The organism is Terrabacter sp. Soil810 (assembly GCF_001429645.1).
GTDB lineage: Bacteria > Actinomycetota > Actinomycetes > Actinomycetales > Dermatophilaceae > Terrabacter.
The window spans coordinates 1,552,815-1,573,512 of sequence record NZ_LMSW01000011.1 but is presented as its reverse complement, the minus strand read 5'-3'; the positions used below and the strand labels follow the sequence as shown (position 1 = coordinate 1,573,512).

General features: G+C 71.5%; 16 protein-coding genes and 1 pseudogene. 7 read left to right on the top strand and 10 right to left on the bottom strand.

Annotated elements, in window-relative coordinates; genetic code table 11:
* Nucleotides 1-23 precede the first annotated feature (23 nt).
* Nucleotides 24-1,400, bottom strand: coding sequence for an MFS transporter (locus ASG96_RS13185; protein WP_057588178.1), 1,377 nt, complete (start codon nucleotides 1,398-1,400; stop codon nucleotides 24-26).
* Nucleotides 1,401-1,613: 213 nt separating this feature from the next.
* A complete protein-coding gene (locus ASG96_RS13180) occupies nucleotides 1,614-2,180 on the bottom strand; it encodes a hypothetical protein (protein ID WP_057588177.1) in 567 nt (188 codons plus the stop codon).
* Between the two features lie 75 nt (nucleotides 2,181-2,255).
* Here ASG96_RS13180 and ASG96_RS13175 point away from each other — a divergent pair, with 75 nt between their 5' ends.
* Nucleotides 2,256-2,795 carry a MarR family winged helix-turn-helix transcriptional regulator gene (locus ASG96_RS13175; protein WP_057588176.1) on the top strand — a complete coding sequence of 180 codons (540 nt, stop codon included), beginning with the start codon at nucleotides 2,256-2,258 and terminating at the stop codon, nucleotides 2,793-2,795.
* On the opposite strand, the gene helR is transcribed toward ASG96_RS13175, so the two are convergent.
* Nucleotides 2,782-4,962 carry an RNA polymerase recycling motor ATPase HelR gene (gene helR, locus ASG96_RS13170; protein ID WP_057588175.1) on the bottom strand — a complete coding sequence of 727 codons (2,181 nt, stop codon included), beginning with the start codon at nucleotides 4,960-4,962 and terminating at the stop codon, nucleotides 2,782-2,784. The two genes, ASG96_RS13175 and helR, sit on opposite strands and share 14 nt — an antisense overlap.
* A 303-nt stretch (nucleotides 4,963-5,265) precedes the next feature.
* Here helR and ASG96_RS13165 point away from each other — a divergent pair, with 303 nt between their 5' ends.
* The 4 genes from ASG96_RS13165 (at nucleotide 5,266) to ASG96_RS13150 (ending at nucleotide 10,492) form a co-directional block, all read left to right on the top strand.
* Entirely contained in the window at nucleotides 5,266-6,468 is a 1,203-nt protein-coding gene (locus tag ASG96_RS13165) for a methyltransferase domain-containing protein (RefSeq protein WP_057588437.1), read from the top strand.
* Nucleotides 6,465-6,998: a DUF664 domain-containing protein gene (locus tag ASG96_RS13160; protein ID WP_057588174.1), complete on the top strand. Its 534-nt coding sequence runs from the start codon at nucleotides 6,465-6,467 to the stop codon at nucleotides 6,996-6,998. Before ASG96_RS13165 ends, ASG96_RS13160 begins: the two co-directional genes overlap by 4 nt.
* Nucleotides 6,991-8,142 (top strand): DUF2332 domain-containing protein, encoded by a 1,152-nt coding sequence (locus tag ASG96_RS13155; RefSeq protein WP_057588436.1) that lies wholly within the window; start codon nucleotides 6,991-6,993, stop codon nucleotides 8,140-8,142. The genes ASG96_RS13160 and ASG96_RS13155 overlap by 8 nt, the downstream gene beginning before the upstream one ends.
* Nucleotides 8,143-8,338: 196 nt before the next feature.
* Complete coding sequence (locus ASG96_RS13150) at nucleotides 8,339-10,492, top strand: CotH kinase family protein (protein ID WP_082591766.1); 2,154 nt, start codon at nucleotides 8,339-8,341, stop codon at nucleotides 10,490-10,492.
* A gap of 105 nt (nucleotides 10,493-10,597) precedes the next feature.
* Here the strand turns inward: ASG96_RS13150 and ASG96_RS13145 are convergent, their stop codons facing one another.
* The 3 genes from ASG96_RS13145 to ASG96_RS13135 all read right to left on the bottom strand — a co-directional run bounded on the left by ASG96_RS13145 (nucleotide 10,598) and on the right by ASG96_RS13135 (nucleotide 14,490).
* Entirely contained in the window at nucleotides 10,598-11,785 is a 1,188-nt protein-coding gene (locus ASG96_RS13145; protein ID WP_056756755.1) for a Fic family protein, read from the bottom strand.
* A gap of 59 nt (nucleotides 11,786-11,844) precedes the next feature.
* Entirely contained in the window at nucleotides 11,845-13,806 is a 1,962-nt protein-coding gene (locus ASG96_RS13140; RefSeq protein WP_057588172.1) for an amylosucrase, read from the bottom strand.
* A gap of 63 nt (nucleotides 13,807-13,869) precedes the next feature.
* A complete protein-coding gene (locus ASG96_RS13135) occupies nucleotides 13,870-14,490 on the bottom strand; it encodes an L-threonylcarbamoyladenylate synthase (protein ID WP_056756750.1) in 621 nt (206 codons plus the stop codon).
* Nucleotides 14,491-14,515: 25 nt separating this feature from the next.
* On the opposite strand from ASG96_RS13135, the gene ASG96_RS13130 reads away from it, so the two are divergent.
* Together ASG96_RS13130 and lhgO are read left to right on the top strand one after the other, a co-directional pair.
* Nucleotides 14,516-14,923 carry a GNAT family N-acetyltransferase gene (locus tag ASG96_RS13130; RefSeq protein ID WP_057588171.1) on the top strand — a complete coding sequence of 136 codons (408 nt, stop codon included), beginning with the start codon at nucleotides 14,516-14,518 and terminating at the stop codon, nucleotides 14,921-14,923.
* Nucleotides 14,920-16,119: an L-2-hydroxyglutarate oxidase gene (gene lhgO / locus ASG96_RS13125; protein ID WP_056756741.1), complete on the top strand. Its 1,200-nt coding sequence runs from the start codon at nucleotides 14,920-14,922 to the stop codon at nucleotides 16,117-16,119. The genes ASG96_RS13130 and lhgO overlap by 4 nt, the downstream gene beginning before the upstream one ends.
* Nucleotides 16,120-16,153: 34 nt before the next feature.
* Here the strand turns inward: lhgO and ASG96_RS13120 are convergent, their stop codons facing one another.
* From ASG96_RS13120 to ASG96_RS13105, 4 genes and pseudogenes are all read right to left on the bottom strand, one after another.
* Nucleotides 16,154-17,344 (bottom strand): WXG100 family type VII secretion target, encoded by a 1,191-nt coding sequence (locus ASG96_RS13120; RefSeq protein WP_057588170.1) that lies wholly within the window; start codon nucleotides 17,342-17,344, stop codon nucleotides 16,154-16,156.
* 96 nt (nucleotides 17,345-17,440) lie between these two features.
* Nucleotides 17,441-18,702 (bottom strand): annotated as a pseudogene (locus ASG96_RS13115) (APC family permease).
* A gap of 41 nt (nucleotides 18,703-18,743) precedes the next feature.
* Nucleotides 18,744-19,355, bottom strand: coding sequence for a CE1759 family FMN reductase (locus ASG96_RS13110; protein ID WP_057588169.1), 612 nt, complete (start codon nucleotides 19,353-19,355; stop codon nucleotides 18,744-18,746).
* Nucleotides 19,352-20,467, bottom strand: a complete 1,116-nt coding sequence (locus tag ASG96_RS13105) for an LLM class flavin-dependent oxidoreductase (RefSeq protein ID WP_056756728.1) — start codon at nucleotides 20,465-20,467, stop codon at nucleotides 19,352-19,354. Before ASG96_RS13105 ends, ASG96_RS13110 begins: the two co-directional genes overlap by 4 nt.
* Nucleotides 20,468-20,698 lie beyond the last annotated feature (231 nt).

The window sequence follows — 20,698 nt, the reverse complement described above, 5'->3', positions numbered from 1 at the left end:
TGGCGGCGAATTGTAGGCGTTTCTCAGATCACAGCGGGAACCGGGTTGCCCGCCTGCTCGATGCCCTCACGCATCCGCACGCGTGAGAGGAGCACCCCCCCGATGGCGAAGAAGACGATGAGCGCGATGATCGCCCAGCGGTAGCTGAGGGTGAACTGGTAGACGAGACCGAAGATGAGCGTCCCGAACCAGCTCGTCCCCCGCTCCATGGCCTGGTAGAGGCTGAAGTACTCCGCCTCGCGGCCGCGGGGGATGAGCTGGCTGTAGAGCGAGCGCGAGAGGGCCTGGGTGCCTCCGAGCACGAGGCCGATGAGCAGCGCGAGGGCGAGGAAGATGACGAGCGACTTCGACGGGACGAGGAAGGCGAAGACGACGACGACCGTCCAGAGGCCGATGCCGTAGAGGACCGTGCGCCAGGCCCCTCTCGAGGCCGCCACCCGGCCGGCGAGCCGGGCACCGAAGAAGGCGACGAACTGCACGAAGAGGAAGACGCCGAGCACCGTCGTCTCGGAGAACCCGAGCTCCTTGGACCCGTAGACGCTCGAGCTGCCGATGACCGTCTGGATGCCGTCGTTGAAGAAGAGGTAGGCGACGAGGAACAGCTTGGTCTGCGGGTAATTCGCGAGGTCGCGGAACGTGCTCCGCAGCTGCGCGATGCTCCCGCCGACGACTCCGGCCGACCGCTCGACGGGGGTCTCCACCGTGCCGGTCAGGTGGCGCAGGCCGAGGTACGGGATGATCGTGAAGCCGGCCCACCAGAGGCCCGCGGACAGGATGCTGATGCGCGTCGACAGGGACCGGTCGAGCCCGAGGTCCTCGTGGAAGAAGTCGAGGGCGAAGTTGAGCGCCAGCAGGATGCCGCCGCCGAGGTAGCCGAACGCCCAGCCCTTCGAGGAGACGCGGTCGCGCTCGTTCTCGTTGGCGATGCGACACAGGATCGAGTCGTAGATCACGAGCGAGGAGCCGAGACAGATCCCGGCGACGACGACGAGCACGGCGCCGAGCTGCCAGTTCGTGCCGGCGACGAAGAACATGAGGCTCGCGGCGAGGGCGCCGGCCCACGCGAACCCGCCGAAGAGGCGGGTCGGGCGTGGGCTGCGGTCGGCGATGGCGCCGATGAAGATGAGCACGATCGCCGACAGGATCGTCGTGAAGGTCACGGTGAAGAACCACAGGGACCCCGGCGCGACCGGGATCCCGAGCACCGAGAGGTTCGTCGTGCAGTCCTGGCCGTCGGGCAGGCCCGGACACGCGGCCTGCTCCGCGACGGAGGTGAGGTAGGGGCTCATGAGCACCGTGGCGGTGGTGGTGACGTAGGCCGAGTTGGCCCAGTCGTACCAGTACCAGGCCCGCTGCTCCCGGGTCTCCGGTCGAGCGGCGTTGACGACGACGTGCGACATGCGAGGACTGTCCCACACGGCGGCAGCGGACGGTGGGGGAGCGGTCCCAACACGCCGCGCTCGTGGTCAGCGGACGGCATACGCCCTCTCAGTGTGCGCCGGGGGGACGTGTCAGGAGCTGGTCAGTGGGAGCCACGTCTTGCCCAGGTGCGTTGATCGGACGGCCCACGCACCGGGAGGGTTTCGCCGGCCTCGCTGGCGTTCTGGGGCCGCTCAGTCGGCCACGCCGGGGGAGCCGCCGTCGGGAAGGCCGGGGCGCGGCCGGTCCGGGGCGGGGGAGGGGAGGGGGTGCTCCGGAGCCTGGGGCGTCGTCGTCAGGAACTCCCATGCCAGACCGTGGGCGAGGACGACGATGCAGACGAGCGCGAGGGCCGCCGCCTGCAGACCACTGAGCCCGACGGCACCGGCCACCTCGGGCGCGACGCCGAGCACGACGATGACGCCGTAGAGCACGACCACGAGCCACCGGTGGCGGCGGAACGGTCCACGGACGCCGAGGGCGGTCTCGCGTTCGGCGCGGATGAGGCGGAGCGTCGACCACGCGCCGACGAGGGCGACGAAGCCGAACGTCGATCGCCAGAGCCAGGGCTCGCCCGGGTCGACCTGCGCGAAGAGGCCCATGACGCCGGGGAGCAGGAACGTCAGGTAGACGCCCCCCACGAGGCGACGGGTCTCGTCGGTGACGAGCAGGTCGCGGCGACGGTCCAGGGCCGACCACCAGAGCCCGACGAGCGTGAAGCAGGTGGCCGACACGACGGCATAGAACGTGGAGAGGTCCATGCGGCTTCCTTTCGCTGACGAGATCGTCCCATCACCGACGGGCCGCCCGCTCTGGTTTAGCCCTAAAGTATTGGGGTGGAGAGCACCGCGGGGGACCAGGTCTGGCGGATCATCGAGGCGTGGCGACGGGAGAGGCCCGACGTCGACGTGTCGTCGATCGGCATCGTCACGCCGATCTGGCGGCTCGGCTCGATCATCACGGACCACCGGGCCCGCGTCCTAGCGGCGCACGGCCTGGAGCAGAGCCACCTCGACGTCCTGGCGACACTCAGGCGCACTGGTGCGCCGTACCGCCTGACCGCCGGTGAGCTGTCCCGGCACTGCCGGGTGACGGCCGGCGCCACGACCCAGCGGGTCCAGGCCATGGAGGCGCTCGGCTTCGTCGAGCGCGTCCGCGAGGAGCCGGACCGGCGCACCGTGCACGTGCAGCTGACCCCGGAGGGGCTGGCCCGGCTCGACGGGATCTTCGCCGACGTCATGGCCGGTGACGAGTCGCTCCTGGCCGGCCTGGCGCCGAGGCAGCGCACGGCCCTCGAAGAGCTGCTGCGCGCGTGGCTCGACGGACTGGAGCGCGGCCCGGCGGTCCCGGGTCAGGACGACGTCACCCGCTCGTGAGGACCACGAGCTCCTGCGTCGCCCGGGTCATCGCGACGTAGCGGTCGACCGCCCCCTCGATGCCGTGACCGAAGTCCTCGGGGTCGACGAGGACGACGAGGTCGAACTCGAGCCCCTTCGACAGGACGGGCGAGAGCGACCTCACGCGCGAGGTCTCCTCGAAGGTGGGATCCCCGATGACACAGGCGGTTCCGTCGGCGTGCGCGGCGAGCCACGTCTCGACGACGGACGCGAGGTCAGCGGTCGAGCCGTGCCGGACGGGCACCCCGCTCTCGCGGATGGACGTGGGGACGTTGGCGTCGGGCAGCGCGGCCCGGATGACCGGCTCGGCCTCGAGCATGACCTCCTCCGGAGTGCGGTAGTTGATGCCGAGGGAGGCCAGGGCGACCCGGTCGAGGCCGACGCGCGCGAGCCGCTCCTGCCACGACTCGGTGAACCCGTGCCGGGCCTGGGCCCGGTCTCCGACGATGGTCAGGCTGCGTGACGGGCACCGGCCCAGCAGCATCTGCCACTCCGCGTCGGTCAGCTCCTGGGCCTCGTCCACGACCACGTGGGCGAACGGCCCGGCCAGCAGGTCGGGATCGGCCACCGGCCCCGGGTCGTCGTCGAGCGCACCCCTGAGGTCCTCACCGCGCAGCATCGACATGACGTGCATGTCGGAGTCGTCCGACGCGATGAGGTGCTCGACGACCTTGGCCCGCTCCTCGCGCTCCGCGGCGAGCTCGGCATCCCGCCGGTGGCGTCGTCGCTCGGCCTCCGGGTCGCCGAGACGCAGCCGGGCCGCGTCGAGGAGGGGCAGGTCCGACACCGTCCAGGCGGTGGGCTCGGGCCGCTGGAGCCGACGGACCTCGTCGACGGTCAGTGCCGGGGCACAGCGTCTGAGGTAGGCCGGGACCGTCCACAGGTCGCCCACGAGGTCCTCGGCGTCGAGCAGCGGCCAGGTCCGGTCGAAGGCCGTACGGAGCTCGCGGTTCTGCTCGAGCGAGCGGCGGACCATCGCCGGGGTGGCGTCGGGCTCCACGTCGGCGCCGTCGTCGTCGACCCTGCCCTCGAGGTCGTGGCGCTCGACGAGGATGGCGACGAGCGCCTCCCAGACGTCGTCGCGCGCCTCGTTGTGCGGGGTGCCCAGACCGGCCGTGCAGGCCTCGGCCCAGTCGGCGGGGGAGAGCCACACGTCCGCCCACGGCGTCACGACCTCCATCCCTCGGGTCGGGGGCTCCTCGTAGAGCGCCACTGCCGGCTCGATGGCGCGGGCGAGATCCATCGAGGCCTTGAGCCGTGCCACCTCCGGGTCGGTCTCGGGTGCCGCGGTGGCGCCTTCGGCGACGAGGTCGAGCAGCGTGCACGTCTGAACGCCCTCCTCGCCGAGGCTCGGCAGCACGTCGGAGACGTAGGAGAGGTAGGGCTCGTGCGGACCGACGAAGAGCACGCCGCCCCGTCGGTGGCCCAGCCGCGGGTCGGAGTAGAGCAGGTATGCCGTCCGGTGCAGTGCGACGACCGTCTTGCCCGTGCCGGGACCTCCGTCGACGACGAGGGCGCCGCGGGACCCGGCGCGGATGATGGCGTCCTGGTCCGCCTGGATGGTGCTGAGCACGTCACGCATCCGGGGCGAGCGGCTCGCGCCGAGCGAGGCGACGAAGGCGGACTCGTCGTCGAGCGCCACGCGTCCGTCGAGGGCGTCGACCGTGAACACCTCGTCCCAGTAGTCGGTGACCCGGCCGCGCGTCCAGCGGTAGCGGCGGCGGCTGGCGAGCCCCATCGGGTTGCCGTGGGTGGCGCCGAAGAACGGCTCGGCGGCAGGGGAGCGCCAGTCGACGAGCAGCCGTCGTCCCGTGCTGTCCGTGAGCCCCAGGCGACCGACGTAGAGGGGTTGGGAATCGTTCTCAGGAACCATGTGGCCGAGGCACAGGTCGAGGCCGTAGCGGCGCAGGGCTCGCAGGCGGGCGCTCAGCCGGTGGACCTCCTGGTCGCGGTCGAGTGCTGCCTGACCGGCGCCGGCGGGCGCGCGGCGCGCGGCGTCGAGCCGGTCGGACAGCTCGGCGACCGTCGCCTCGAGGGTTTCGGCGATGGCGGCGAAGTGGGCGTCGTCGTGGGCGATGAGGGCCGGGTCGGCCTTGGGTGTCAGGTGGTCGCGAAGGTCGAAGGCGCTGGTCGTCAGCGGGTTCACGCGGTGGGCTCCGTCCCGAGGTTTCTGGTGTCGGCCAGCGATTCTCGGTCACGACCGGGGTCTTGCCGCAAGACCCCGGGTGCGCTATACGTTGGAAGTGGAAGGAAGCGCGCGCTTCCTTCCTTTTTCGTGCACGGGCTTCATCGGCGTTGCCCGGGTCGACCGGGCACCTCCGCCTCTCTCGTGCCCACCTGCATAACGCCGATAATCGACATTATGTCACTTTGACGTCGACCGGCCCTCCCCACGCCGCGTTCTACCCCTGGTCCTAGAGGCGCTCTGCGAGCCGTAGCCTTGCTCGTGATGCAGTGCGACTACTTCGACGCCGGCCGCTGCCGCTCGTGTGCCCTCATGGGCGTGCCGTATGCCGTCCAGCTCGCCGACAAGGACGACCGCTGTCGGCGCACCCTGACGACCGTCGCCCCGGACGTCAGCTGGCTCGAACCCTTCCCCAGTGTCGAGTCGGCCTTCCGCAACAAGGCCAAGCTCGTCGTCGGTGGCGACACCGGCGCCGTGACCGTCGGGATCCTCGACGCCGAGGCGCGCGGCGTCGACCTGCGCAGCTGCGGCCTGTACGAGCCGCCGCTGCAGCGGCTCATCCCGCGCCTCGCCGGGGTCGTCGACGAGATCGGTCTCGAGCCGTACGACGTCGCCGCCCGCCGCGGAGAGCTGAAGCACCTCCTCGTGACCCTCTCCCCCACCGGCGAGGTCATGCTCCGTCTCGTCCTGCGCTCGCGCCGTCACCTGGCCCTGCTGGAGTCGCGACTGGCCGCGCTGCAGGCACGGCTGCCCGAGGTGTCGGTCGTCACGGTGAACCTCCAGCCCGAGCACAAGGCCGTCCTCGAGGGTGACACGGAGATCGTCCTCACGGATCGAAACGACCTCGCCATGCCGTTCGGTGACATCACCCTCTTCCTGCGCCCCAACAGCTTCTTCCAGACCAACACGGCCGTGGCTGCCGGGCTCTACCGCCAGGCACAGGACTGGACCCGTGCGATCGAGCCGGCGATGGTGCTCGACCTCTACTGCGGCGTCGGTGGCTTCGCGCTCCACTGCGCGCAGGCCGGGGCGCTCGCGGTCCTGGGCGTCGAGGTCTCTCTCGAGGCTGTACGCAGTGCGGAGACCAGTGCGTCTCGGCTGCGCGTCGACCACCCCGGCGTCGGCCGGATGGAGTTCCGGGCCGGTGACGCCACCGATGTCGGCATGCTCGACCGTGGGCTGCTGGGGTCCGAGCGGTCGATGATCGTGGTCAACCCGCCCCGGCGCGGGATCGGCCCCGACCTGGCGGCCTGGCTCGAGGGATCCGGCGCCACACACGTCACCTACTCGAGCTGCAATGTCGACAGCCTCGCTCGCGACCTCGCGATGCTGCCTTCGTACCGCGCCCGCGAGGCGCGTCTCTTCGACATGTTCCCGCAGACGTCCCACCACGAGGTCATCGTCCTGCTTGAGCGCGAAACGCATTCTGCCTCAACGCACTCCAGATCAGGAGCTCGCCAGCCATGACCCGTGAGACGGACACTGCCTGGATCGCGCCCGACGTGGAGAGGCCGGGCGGTTCCCTCGTGGCGCCCGAGGTGGAGATGCTGCCCGAGATGCTTGCCTGGCACCGCGCGACGCTGCTGTCCAAGTGCTCCGGGCTCACGGGCCGGCAGCTCGCCGAGCGGTCGGTGGCCCCTTCGGGTCTGAGCCTGCTCGGCCTGCTGCGTCATCTGCGCAAGGTCGAGCGGATCTGGCTGCGCCAGAGGGTGGCCCGCGAGGACGTCGAGGCACTGCACGGCTTCGGGAGCGGTCGCGACCTCGACTTCGACGAGCTGGACCCCGCATCGGCCCGGGCCGACTACGAGGCGCTTCTCGAGGAGTGGGCCCACGCCGACCGTGCGGTCGCGGGCCGGGGTCTCGACGACGTCTTCGAGGCCGGCGGCGACCCCTTCTCGCTGCGCTTCGTCTATCTCCACCTCATCGGCGAGTACGCCAGGCACAACGGCCACGCAGACCTCGTGCGCGAGCACCTGGACGGTGGCACCGGTGCCTGACCCGACCCGGCCAGCCCCGGACGGAGCCCGGCTGGCGAGGATCCAGCGGCGCTTCGGCGAGTTCGCCACGGAGTATGCCGCCCTCCCGCTGTACTCGACCATCTGCCGACACGTCGCGCTCGACGCCGAGACCGCCTCGCTGCTGCTCGCGGCCAGGCCGGGACAGGCCCGACCGGTGCTCTGGCTGGCGGCACTCCACGACCTTGTCCTGCGCAACCCGGATCTGCCTGCGGCACAGTGGTACCCAAGCGTCTCCGGGGCTTCGTCCGGGTCGGTGGGTGACCCGTGGTTGGACGTCCGACGGACGGCGCTCACCCACGCCGACGAGCTCCGCCACCTCATCGCGACGCACGGGACCCAGACGAACGAGGTGAACCGCGCCGTCTACGTCGCCGTGGGGCTGGCCGCGGCGACGGCCGACTGCAACGCCGTCCCGGTGGCTCTCGTCGAGCTCGGTGCGAGCGCCGGCCTGCTGCTCGGCGTCGACAGGTACGCCGTCGAGCTGACCTCCCCCGGCAGGACTGACCACCTGGGCGACGAGGCCTCCCCGGTCCGGTGCTCGGGTGAGGACCGGGCCGATGTCGGGGCCCATCTCGCGGCCGCCGGTGCCCGCCTGCCGGCGGTGCGCGGACGCGTCGGACTGGATCTCGACCCCGTCGACCTGGCCTCCGGCGACGAGGTGCGCTGGCTCGAGGCGTGCCTGTGGCCGGAGGTGCCCGGCCGTGTCGAGCGCTTCCGGGCGGCCTGCGACCTGCTCCGAGACGATCCGCCCACGGTGCTCCGAGGTGACATGGTCGACGACCTGGCCCACACCGTGCGGTTCGCCCGCACCAGGGCCGGCCGCGATGCCCACGTCGTGGTCCTGAGCTCGTGGGCGATGACCTACCTCGCCCCCACGCGCCGTCTCGAGCTCGCCGCGACCCTCGACGCGCTGGCCGGTGACGTCTCTCGCCTGTCCTGGCTCACGGCCGAACCGCCCGGGTGCGTCCCCGGACTCCAGGAGCCCACCGTCGACGTCGAGGGAGACACCGTGCTGGGTCTGCAGCGCTGGCGCAAGGGTCGTGCCCTGGCCCCTGCCGTTCTCGGGACCTGCCACCCGCACGGCACCTGGATCGACCTGTTGCCGGCGCTGCCCCACGTGTGATTCACACCCCTGCGCGCCTCCCTGGCGGTCGCGGGATGTTCCGCAGCCCCCAGATTTCGCCATCCGCTGACGGCTGCCCGATCGACGCCCTACCCTCAGCCCAGAGGCGTTGCTGGGGGGCAATTCCGTTGGTGCATAAGCAAATCGCCGATGCACGGCATTTCGCCCATAACGGGCCTGGGGAGGATCGGCCACCATGAAACTTCGACGACGCAGCATTCTCGCTGCCCTGGCGACACTCACACTTCTCGTGCCTGGCGCGGCCGCCGTCGCGCAGGCCGCAGCGCCGGCGACGGCCGTCCCGAGCGTGGCGGCCGCGGCGCCGGTGCCGCCGACGACCCTGCCCCTCGTGTCGGTCGCCCTGACCGACCCTGACCCGACGAAGAACACGCTCGACTATCTCCACGCGTCCAAGGACAACTCCGTCAAGGCCACCGTCAACCTCGTGGACCCGTCCGACTCCGCCCACGACATCGTCGACGCGAGCGCGACGATCAAGGGTCGCGGCAACCACACGTGGACCCTCGACAAGCGCCCGTACCAGATCAAGTTCACGACCGCCGTCGGCCCTCTGGGCATGGCGACGAGTCGTACGTGGGTGCTCCTGGCCAACCACCAGGATCCCTCGCTGCTGCGCAACAAGATCTCCTACGACCTCGCGAACGCGTTCGGGCTGCAGTACTCACCGGAGTCGCGGTTCGTCGACCTCAGCATCAACGGTGAGTACCTCGGCAACTACCTGCTCGTCGAGAAGACCGAGGTCGGCGCCAACCGTGTCGCGCTCACCGACGACCACGGGGTGATGCTGGAGCTCGACTACATCCACGGGACCGAGGAGCCCCACTACTTCCTCACCGACCGGACCAAGACCCTGTTCGTCCTCAAGGACGCCAAGCTCGGCGTGGCCGACGTCCTCGACCCGATCGTGGCGGTCGCCTACGAGGAGATCAAGGCCGACGTCAACGCCCTGGAGACCCAGCTCTACGCACCGACGCCCGACTGGCAGAAGATCAGCTCTCTCATCGACGTGGACTCGTTCGTCAAGTACTACTTCATCCACGAGCTGACCGAGAACTACGACTTCGACCGGTCGAGCGTCTACTTCTACAAGGACGGCCCGAACGACAAGCTGCACGCCGGTCCGGTCTGGGACATGGACGTCGCGATGGGCAACTTCTCGGCGCGCGAGTGGGGCGGCGACCCCACGGCGGAGTACGTCAAGTCGACGACGTACATCCGCGCGGGGCGGCACAACTGGTTCGAGACGCTCATGCGCAACAAGCAGTTCGTGGCCCTCGCCAACCAGATGTACGTCTCCACCTTCGCCGGCCACATCGACACGACACTGGCCGAGATCGACACGCTCAAGACGCAGATCGACGCGTCCGCACGCCTCAACTTCCTGAAGTGGGACGGCAACCTCGGCTACTCGGCGACCACCTTCGACACGGGTGTCAGGTCGTTCAAGAACTGGATGTCGAGCCGCGCCGCCTACCTCCGCCTCGCGTACGGCTCGAGCATGCCCACCCTGACCTTCCCGGCGTACCTCGCCGGCACGGGGTGGCAGCCCGCGGTCTCGTCGGGGATGATCGCCGGCACGACCGGGGAGCTGCGCCGCCTCGAGGCGCTGAGGTTCTCGGTGGCGGGCACGAGCCTGACGGGCGGCGTCCAGGGCAACGGCCACGTGCAGAACCTCGGCTGGATGGGCTGGGGCGCCCCGGGGGCCCTCGTCGGCACCACCGGTCGCTCACTCCGGCTCGAGGCCGTCCAGCTGCGCCTGACCGACCAGCTCGCGTCCCGGTTCGACCTGTCCTACCGCGTCCACGTCCAGAACGTCGGGTGGATGGGCTGGGTCAAGAACGGGGCGACGGCCGGCACGACGGGACGCGCCCTGCGCATCGAGGCCATCCAGGTGCGACTGCTCGCGAAGGCGCCGTCGACGACGTACGCGGCCCACGTGCAGAACATCGGGTGGATGGCTCCAGTGTCCGACGGGGCCGTCAGTGGTACGACGGGCCGCGCGCTCCGTCTCGAGGCGTTGCGGATGTCCACGGCGCGACTCCCCTTCGAGGGCCACGTCGAGTACCGCGCGAACGTCCAGGGCATCGGCTGGATGACCTGGACCACTCCGCCCACCCTGATCGGCACGGTGGGCCAGGCCAGACGCCTGGAAGCGCTGCAGGCGAGGCTGACCGGAGAGCTCGCGAAGCACTACTCCATCCGCTACACGGCGCACGTCCAGGACGTCGGTTGGCAGCCGTGGGTCATGGACGGCGTCACCGCCGGGACGGTGGGCCAAGCCAAGCGGGTCGAGGCGGTCCGGATCCAGATCGTCCCGAGGACGTTCTGAGTGGGCGCGTCCCGGCGCCGACGCGATCGGCGCCGGGACCGCACTCCCACACAGATTGCATAATGTCGATTATGGGCGAATTCGATTGTGCCGCAATGGAATTCGTCAGCGCATCCGACGACCGAGACCGTCGGCGTAGGCGTCCAACGCCCCCAGCACGGCCGGGGCGCGATAGACGCGGTTGCGTCGGTGGCCGGTCGACTCGAGCAGGACGCCGTCCTCGACGAGACGCTGCAGCGCGGCCTGCGCCGTGGGGGGCGACACCCCGAGCTCGCGGACGACGACGCGCGCCGTGACGACCGGCTGACGGAGCAGCAGGTCGAGCATCGACCACGCCGCGGATCCTGCTCTCGCCGTGACCTTCTCGGCCCAGTCGGCCCGCACCTGTCGGAGCGTCCCGACGAGCCGCTCGCCGATGTGGGTGCCGTTGCGCGCGGCCTCTGCGACGCAACGCAGGATCGGCTCGGCCTCTCCCCTGCGATAGGCGGTCAGCGCGTCGAAGTAGTCGTCACGAATGGCGAGCAGGCCGGCGGAGATCGGGACGGTGACCCGGTGGATCGCCCCCGTGTGGAGCAGGACCGAGTGGAGCAGCGCCCGACCGGTGCGACCGTTGCCGTCGGTGAACGGGTGGATGGTCTCGAACTGGGCGTGGGCCAGCGCTGCGTGGGCCAGCGGTGGCAGGTCGTCGCGGTCCATGAAGGCGATGAGGTCGGCCATCAGCGCCGGCACGTCGGACGCCACCGGCGGGACGTAGTGCGCCTCCCCCGGGTGCAGCGGCGACCCTCCGACCCAGACCTGCTGCTCGCGCCAGCGACCCGCGGGGTGCTGGGTCTGCTGGGCCATGAGGGCCCGGTGCATCGCGAGCACGGCGTCCTCGTCCAGGCGACCGGCGAGGTCGAGGGCGGCCTGCATGGTGCGGACGTTGCCGAGGATGACGGCGGCGTTGGCGCGGTTGCCCTCGCCGATCTCCGCCTCGGCGAGCGCACGCGCGGACGACGTGAGGTTCTCGATCTGTGAGCTGGCCGCGCTCTCGGACCGCAGCAGCACCGACGCGAACGGTGCGATCTCCCCCGCTCCCCCGGCGTCGAACGTCGCGAGCAGCCGGGTGGCCTCGTCCAGGTCTGCCGCGAGGTCGCCGGGCAGCACGAGCTCGGCGCCGGCGATCGTGGGCACGACGGCGGCCTCGAACGTGGCAGGGGTCGACCGCAGGGCGCGACGCGACAGGTCGAGCAGTCCCTCGATCGGCTGCCACGGGATCGTCGTCGAACCGAGCGCGGGCCAGGTCGTTGCCATGCTGGTGACACCTCCTTGGTTAAGGATATCGCACAACCCTTACCAAGGACGCCCGACGGTCAGGCGTGCAGGACCTCGACCGGAGCCTCGACCACCCACCACGCGGCATACGGGCTCAGTGCCGCGAGCCCATCCGCTCCACCGAAGACGGGGTAGCCGCCGAGCGCGTCGAACGGGTGCGCGATGCCGACGTCGGCGAAGTGGCGGACGTCGACCGTCTGCCAGGACGCGGTGACGTTGTAGACGCAGACCATCGAGCCGCTCGGGTGCGTGCGGACGACGGCCAGCACGCCGTCGTCGGTCTCGAGGAGCACCCTCGTCTGCGCCGAGGCGTGCAGCTGCGGCAGCCCGGCGCGCACCCCGGCCAGGTGGTGCAAGCCCTGGAAGACCTTCCCCGACACGGTGTCGAGGTCGTCGCGCCGGGCGGCGACGGTCCAGTCGAGCCGCTCCCGGTGGGCCCAGCGGTTGTCGTCCTCGTGACCGGGCTCGCGCGCCCAGCCCGGGTCGTTCGGCATGCCCAGCTCGTCGCCGCTCCACACGACCGGGATGCCTCCCCAGCCGGCGACGACCGCGTGGGCGAGGAAGAGCCGCGCGAGGCCCTGACCGACGCCCTCGCCGTCACCGCGGGCCTCCGCGTCGGCCAGGCCGGTGAGCGAGGCCGCTGTGCCGCTGATGCGCTTGTCTCCGGTCGCCGGGTTGTGCTGGAAGACGAGTCCGTGCGCCCACGAGCCGGGGTGGTCACCGGAGTACCAGTTCGAGAGGAACCGGCGGTGGGCGTAGCCGTCGAGTCCCGCGGCCGCCGCGTCGCCGTCGTCGATGGCCCAGCCGATGTCGTCGTGGCAGCGGACGTAGCAGATCCACGTGCCACTGGGGGGCGTCGTCGGGAGCGCCGACAGGGCCTGCTTGGTGAGCCCCGTGCTCCCCGTCGCGAGCATGGACCACACCTGCACCATGAGGCTGTTGTGGTACGCGAGATCGCTGACCCGGCCGGCGTGCTCGCCCTGTCCGAGGTACTGCACGAGGTCCCGGGGGCCGACGATCGCCTCGGCCTTGAACGCGAGCGCGGGGCACGCGATGCGCGCGACGGTACGCAGCGCCTGGGTGACCGCGTGCACCTCCGGCTGGTTCTGGCAGTTGGTCCCGAGCCGTTTCCACGTGAAGGCGATCGCGTCGAGCCGCAGCACCTCGACGCCGAGGTTGGCGAGGTGCAGCACGATGTCGGCGTACTCGACGAGGACGTCGGGGTTGGCCCAGTTGACGTCCCACTGCCACTCGTTGAAGGTCGTCCACGCCCAGCCGCGGAGCTCGTCGTCCCACGTGAAGTTGCCGGGCGCGAAGTCGGGGAAGACCTCGGGGAGGGTGCGCTCGTAGGCGTCCGGCATGACCCGGTCGGCGTAGACGTGGAAGTAGTCGCGGTAGTGCGGCTCGCCCGCCCGGGCACGTCGTGCCCACTCGTGCTCGCGCGCGACGTGGTTGAGCACGAGGTCGAGCACGAGCGAGATGCCTTGCCCTCGAAGGTCGCTCGCGAGCCGCCGCAGGTCCTCGACGTCGCCGAGGTCGGCCCGGACCGTGCGGTAGTCCTGCACGGCGTAGCCGCCGTCGTTGTCGCCCTCGCGCGGCTGGAGCAGCGGCATGAGGTGCAGGTAGCTGACGCCGAGGTCACGCAGGTAGTCGATACGGCTCCGGAGGCCGTCGAGGTCGCCGGCGAACCGGTCGGTGTAGCACGCGTAGCCGAACATGCCCGGCTGCTGGAGCCAGTCGGGGCGCAGGAGGCGGCGCTGGTCGAGCCGTCGCAGCTCGGGCGAGCGCTGACGGTAGCCCGCGACCGCGCTCTCGACGAGGCGGAGGGCGAGGGCAGACACGTCGCGCTCCGGGTAGAGCACCATGAGCGCCGCGACGAGATCGTCGGACCACCTCTCGAGCCTCAGCTCGAGCGTCTCGCGGTCGTGGTCGTCGAGCCCCGCGAGCAGCGAGGTCACCGACTCCGTCGTCGGTCGGACGTCGTGGGCTGCGTCGTTCATGGCCCGATTGAACAGCAAGGCGCGTCCGGGCGACAGGGGCGTGCCGCAGTCAGCAGGGGCGGTTCACTCGAACGGGCTCGGGTCGCCCGCCCCGACCCGGGTCACGACGGGGTAGCCGTCGGAGTAGTCGACGACGGTCGTCGGCTCCAGGCCGCACTCCCCCGAGTCGATGACGGCGTCGATGACGTGGTCGAGGCGGTCCTTGATCTCCCAGCCCTCGGTCATCGGCTCGTCGTCGTCGGGCATGAGCAGGGTGCTCGACAGGATGGGCTCGCCCATCTCCCTGAGCAGCTCGCGGACGACGGGGTGCTCCGGGATGCGCACGCCCACGGTCTTCTTCTTGGCGTGCAGCAGCCGTCGCGGCACCTCCTTCGTCGCGGGCAGGATGAAGGTGTAGGGCCCGGGGGTCACGGCCTTGATGGCCCGGAAGACCGAGTTGTCGAGGTGCACGAACTGGCCGAGCTGGGCGAAGTCCGAGCAGACGAGGGTGAAGTGGTGCTTCTCGTCGAGGTGGCGGATGCGCAGGATGCGCTCCTTGCCCTCCGGGTTGTCGAGGGAGCAGCCGAGGGCGAAGCAGGAGTCGGTGGGATAGGCGATGAGTCCCCCGGACCGCAGGATCTCGACGGCCTGCCCGATCGCCCGCGGCTGGGGGTCCACCGGGTGGACGTCGAAGTACTTCGCCATGGGTCCACCCTGCCATGCTGGGCCCATGACCGAGCAGACGGGTGAGGGCCAGGTCGACGCAGGCGCCGACGGGCACGATCGCATCGAGGTGGTGGACAACCCCGACCGCGGGCGCTTCGAGCTGCACGACGGTGAGCGCGTCATCGGCGTCGCCAGCTATGCCGTCGTCCCGCCCTCGGCACCCGATGGAACCACACGCGTCGTCTTCTTCCACACCGAGGTGAGTCCCGCGTACGAAGGACGCGGCCTCGCCGGGCGCCTGGCCTCGTTCGCGCTCGACGCCACCATCGCGTCCGGCCGGGCGATCGTCGCGCTGTGCCCCTACATCAAGGTGTACCTCCGCCGTCATCCGGAGCCGTATGCGGCCCACGTCCTGCCGCCGAACCGGGACGATGTCGCGGCAGCCGAGCGAGCGGCGGCGGCCGCGGGGTGACCCGCCTGCAGGTCGTCGTCGTGGGCGGCGGCATCGTCGGGGCCGCTGTGGCCCGTCGGCTCACGCTCTCGAGCCCACGCCCCGAGGTGACGCTCGTCGAGAAGGAGGCGTCGCCGGGCCTGCACCAGACGTCGCGCAACAGCGGCGTCGTGCACGCCGGCCTCTACTACGCGCCCGGCTCGGCCAAGGCCACGCTGTCGCGCGAGGGAGTCCGACGCCTGCGCCGGTACTGCCGGGAGCGAGGGCTCCCCTACGACGAGGTGGGCAAGCTCGTCATCGCGCTCGACGCCGCCGAGGAGGGGCGTCTGCGCGACATCCAGGCGCGCGCGCAGGCCAACGGCGTGCCGCGTCTGCGGTGGCTCGGCGCCGACGCGCTCCGCGAGGTCGAGCCGTATGCCGTGGGGCGCGCGGCGCTGCACTCCCCCACGACGGCGATCACCGACTTCGCTCTCGTGGCTGCTGCCATGCTCGCTGACGCGCAGGCCCGGGGTGCCGGGGTCCTCACCGGCTTCGAGGTCGTCGGTCTCGACCACCGTGGCGGCGAGGTCGAGGTCCGGGCCGCCGACGGTCGTGCACTCCAGGCCGACCGTGTCGTCATCGCGGGTGGCCTGCAGGCCGACCGCCTCGCCACGTTGGCCGGTGACGGCCCGAGCCCGGCGATCGTGCCGTTCCGCGGTGAGTACCACCGGCTGGTGACGTCGGCCCGGCACCTCGTGCGCGGGCTCGTCTACCCCGTCCCCGACCCGCGCTACCCGTTCCTCGGCGTGCACCTCACCAGGCGGGTCGACGGCGGGGTGCTCCTCGGGCCGAACGCCGTGCTCGCGACTGCCCGGGAGGGGTATCGCCGGCGCGACGTCGACCCGGACGTGGTGCGGGCCCTGGTCACCTCCCCGGCGTTCCTGCGGTTCGCCCGGGCCAACCTGCGCACCGGCCTGCACGAGGTCGCCGGGTCGCTCAGCCGGCACGTCTTCGTCGAGCGCGCGCGTCGCTACGTCCCGGCCATCCGGGACGCCGACGTGGAGCCGGCCCCGGCGGGGGTGCGCGCCCAGGCGATGGACCCGGACGGGGCGCTCGTCGAGGACTTCCGGTTCAGCCGCGTCGGCTCCGTGCTGTGCGTCCGCAACGCTCCGTCGCCCGCGGCCACCGCGTCACTGGCCATCGCCGACCTCGTCGTCGACCAGCTGGACCTCGGCTGACGGCGCGTTCGACGCGCCTCGACCCGGCGGGCCGTCACTGCTTGCCGAAGTACGTGCTCGCCTCCATGGCGTCGACGACCGAGTCGCCGCCGTGGGCGTCCTTGGACCACCCGATGACGTCGAGTCCGGCGTCGATGCCGACGACGGCCGGGGCGAACGTGCCGGCCAGACCGGCCCACTTCGAGACCGTGATCTCGGGTCCGCTGGCCGGGTCGAGCGCGATCTGGGTCCCGAGCGCGTTGGGGAGCGGGTCGTCCCCGACGAGGGGCAGGTGGTCGACGAAGGAGCCGAGCGGGTTCTGCAGGGTCGTGAGCATCTCGCCGCGCACGTGGTAGTTGCGGATCTGCCCCGCGGAGTAGCCGTTGCTGTCGCCCAGCGCGCTCGCGGCGAGCACGGTGTTCGGGTGGACCCCGGCGGCGTTGAACGTCACGGCCGGGATGTCGGTGGCCACGGAGGCGGTGCTGGCGAGTCCACCACCGAGGGAGTGCCCGGTGATCCCCATGTTCTCGCTGCCGACGGCCCCGGCGAGTCCCTGGGCCAGGGCGATCGCCTGCAGGTGCTGGCCGCTCAGGGCCCCGACGCCCTGTTGGAGGTTGGTGCCCCAGTCGGTCAGCGAGGTGGTGCCGGCGAAGGCGAGGACGTACTGGCCGGAGTCGTTGCGGTAGACGGCCGCGTCGAAGCCGTCGCCGCGGTGGAGCCGGTCCCGGTCGATGCCGAGCTCCTCGAGCGCGGCGGCGTCGAGGGGGGTCCAGCCGTCGACCTCGCTCGGGTCGTAGACGTTGTCGGCGAGGTGGGCCAGCTCGAGGTCGATGTCCTGCGGCGTCTTCCCGCGCGCCTGCTCGCCGAGCGGGGTCGGCTCGGCCACGGCCTCGGCTCCCGCCGAGCCGGAGCCGAGGAGCCCCGGGAACAGACCGGGCAGCCCCGGCAGTGCAGGCGGTTCCGGCAGAGGCGCGCCGTCGCCGCTCGTGCCGCGCTGGGCCCGGGCGTTGTCGGTGAGCCGACGCGACATGCTCTCGAGCGTCGAGCCGAAGGCCACGAGGTCGGCTGACGTGGAGCGCCAGCTCTCCTGGGCCGACCGGGCGTCGTCACCGGCCCACGCCCCGCCGATGACCGCGAGCGCCCTCGCAGCCGTCGAGCGGATGCCCTCGACCTCGGTGGCGCACGCGGTCAGCTCGCGCGCGGCCCGTTCGAGGGCTTCGGGGTCTGCACCCTTGCGGTAGAGCACTGGGCCTCCTGTCGACGGTGCGCCCCACGCTAGGTGTGGTGGTCGGGAGCGTCCATGGGGAGCGCTCCCCGGCGTGACGGCCATGGTGGGCCGGTCTCAGACCCGGCGACGGAGGACGACGAACCGCCCCGCGAGGCCCGTGGCCAGCACGACGACACCGGCCACGAGCGAACTGGTGGGCACGGCCAGGGCCAGCGCCGTACAACCCGCGAGACCGACCACCGCGAGCGCCCGCGGCCAGCGACGGTGGCGCGCGTCCTGTGTCAGCGCCGACGCGTTGGCCACGGCGTAGTAGGTCAGGACCCCGAAGGAGGAGAAGCCGATGACGCCCCGCAGGTCGACGAGCAGGACGAGCACGCAGACGACGGCGGCGACGACCACCTCCGCGACGTGCGGCACCGCGTAGCGCGGGTGCACGGCAGCGAGGGGTCGCGGCAGGTCCCCTTCGCGGGCCATCGCGAGGGCGGTGCGTCCGACCCCGGCGACGAGCGCCAGCAGGGCCCGAGCGTCGCAGCGGCGGCCGAGACGACGACGAGCCCCGGCAGCCAGCCGCCGGCGCCGACCGTGTCGGCGGCGTCGCGGACGGGCGCGTTGCTCGCCGCCAGGCCGGACGTGCCGAGGGCACGGACGAGCACGACGGCGGTGACGGCATACAACGGCACGACGACGGCGAAGGCCGTGACGATCGCCCGCGGGATCGTTCGCTCGGGGTCGACGACCTCCTCCCCCAGCGTGGCGATGCGGGCGTAGCCGGCGAAGGCGAAGAAGAGGATCGCGGCGCCCTGCAGCACGCCTGCGGCGCCCACCTGGCCCGAGACGTCGGAGAAGGGGTCCGCGGGGCGTGCACCCCACCCGCCGACCGCGACGAGCACGACGGTGACCGCCGCGAGCACGCCCGCGACGATCACCCGCGTGAGCCGGGCCGTGCGCGTGATCCCCCGGTAGTTGACCGCGGCCAGGACCACGACGGCGAGGACGGCGACCGACTTCTGCCCGCGTTCGGGGACGAGGTAGGCCGCGAACACCAGCGCCATGGCGGCGCAGCTGGCGGTCTTGCCGATGACGAAACCCCATCCTGCGGTGAACCCCCACCACGGACCGAGACGCTCGCGTCCGTAGACGTAGGTGCCGCCGGACGTGGGGTACTGGGCCGCGAGCTGGGCCGACGACGTCGCGTTGCAGAAGGCGACGACGGCGGCCACGGCCAGGGCCAGGAGGAGCCACGAGCCAGCGCTCCGGGCCGCGGGCGCGAAGGCGCTGAACAGCCCGGCACCCACCATCGAACCGACACCGATGACGACCGCGTCGGTGGTGGTCAGGCGCCGGGCGAGCGGCGTCGTCGAAGCCGGTGTGGTCATGCCCCGAGTCTGCCGTGTGCGGACGGCAGGGGGTCCTGTGCTCAGGCGCGCAGGTCGGTCAGCATCGACTCGAACGGCGTGACCTGCTCGAAAGGGTCGACCCGGGCGGCCCTCGGCGCGCCGCTCACGAGGCCCGCGAAGGCCGCGCCGGCACGCTGGATCCGATCGCCGAGCCGGCCGGCGTCGACGCTGCCCCAGTCCTCGCTGGCGGCGAAGACCGCCACCGGGGCCACGAGGGCACCGAGGTGCGCGAAGAGCGGGCGCAGCGCGTGGTCGATCGCGAGTGAGTGGCGGGCCGTGCCACCGGTCGCGCCGAGCAGCACGGGGGTGTCGCGGAGGGCGTCCATCGGGAGCACGTCGACGAGCATCTTGAACAGGCCGCTGTACGACGCGGCATACACCGGGGTCGCGACGACGACGGCGTCCGCCTCGCTGATCGCGTCGAGCCGCACCTGCAGCTCGGGCGACGCGAAACCGGTGAGGACGTTGTTCGTCAGGTCGTGCGCGACGTCGCGCACGTCGGCGACCTCGACGACGACCTCGCGGGGCGCGAGCGCGCGGACCGTGGCCTCGGTGAGGCGGTCGGCGAGCAGTCGCGTCGAGGACGGCTGGGTCACGCCGGCCGTGATGACGGCGAGGTGGAACGCGGTCACTTCGTCACCTCCAGGGTGGGCTCGGTGGTGGGCTCGGTGGTGTCCGCCGCGAGACGGCTCGCGTGGGTCGGGGCGTCGGGCACGTGGGCCGGCTTGAGGGCGGCGAACTCCTGGCGCAGGACGGGTACGACCTCCTCGCCGAGGATGTCGAGCTGCTCGAGCACGGTCTTGAGCGGCAGTCCGGCGTGGTCGAGCAGCCAGAGCTGGCGCTGGTAGTCGCCGGCGTACTCGCGGAAGCCGAGCGTCCGCTCGATGACCTCCTGCGGGCTGCCGACGGTGAGCGGCGTCTGGCTCGTGAACTCCTCGAGCGACGGGCCGTGGCCGTAGACGGGGGCGTTGTCGAAGTACGGACGGAACTCGCGGACGGCGTCCTGGCTGTTCTTGCGCATGAAGACCTGTCCGCCGAGGCCGACGACCGCCTGGTCGGCGCTGCCGTGGCCGTAGTGCTCGAACCGGCGGCGGTAGAGCTGGACCATCTGCCTCGTGTGGCTGGCCGGCCAGAAGATGTGGTTGGAGAAGAAGCCGTCGCCGTAGTACGCCGCCTGCTCGGCGATCTCGGGGCTGCGGATCGAGCCGTGCCAGACGAACGGCGGGATGCCGTCGAGCGGGCGGGGCGTCGAGGTGAAGCCCTGGAGCGGGGTGCGGTACTTCCCCTGCCAGTCGACGACGTCCTCGCGCCACAGGCGGTGGAGCAGGGCGTAGTTCTCGATGGCGAGCGGGATGCCGTCGCGGATGTCCTTGCCGAACCACGGATAGACCGGGCCGGTGTTGCCGCGGCCCATCATGACGTCCATGCGGCCGTCGGAGAGGTGCTGGAGGTAGGCGTAGTCCTGGGCGATGCGCACGGGGTCGTTCGTCGTGATGAGGGTCGTCGAGGTCGAGAGGATGATCCGCTCGGTCTGCGCGGCGATGTTGGCGAGCAGCACCGGCGGGTTGGCCGGCGCGGCGAACGGCGGGTTGTGGTGCTCGCCGGTGGCGAAGACGTCGAGCCCGACCTCCTCGGCCTTCCTGGCGATCGCGACGGTGGCCTTGATCCGCTCGTGCTCGGTCGGCGTGTGCCCCGTGGTGGGGTCCGTCGTCACGTCACCGACGGTGAAGATCCCGAACTGCATGTGTCCCAGCTCCTCCTGTAATTGACTGTTCAATCATATCGAACGTCGGCCCCCGCTCCCCCATTCCCGGCCCCCCATTCCCGCTCCTCCCGGGCTCAACCGGGCACCACGGTGTCGTATGCCGTCGAGCCGGGTCGGCGGCACACGAGAAAGATCTCGTCGTCCCCGAGCTTTTCCAATCGTGCGTGCATCACGATCTCTGACGGGTCACCATGGGAGGGGTGGCCCGGG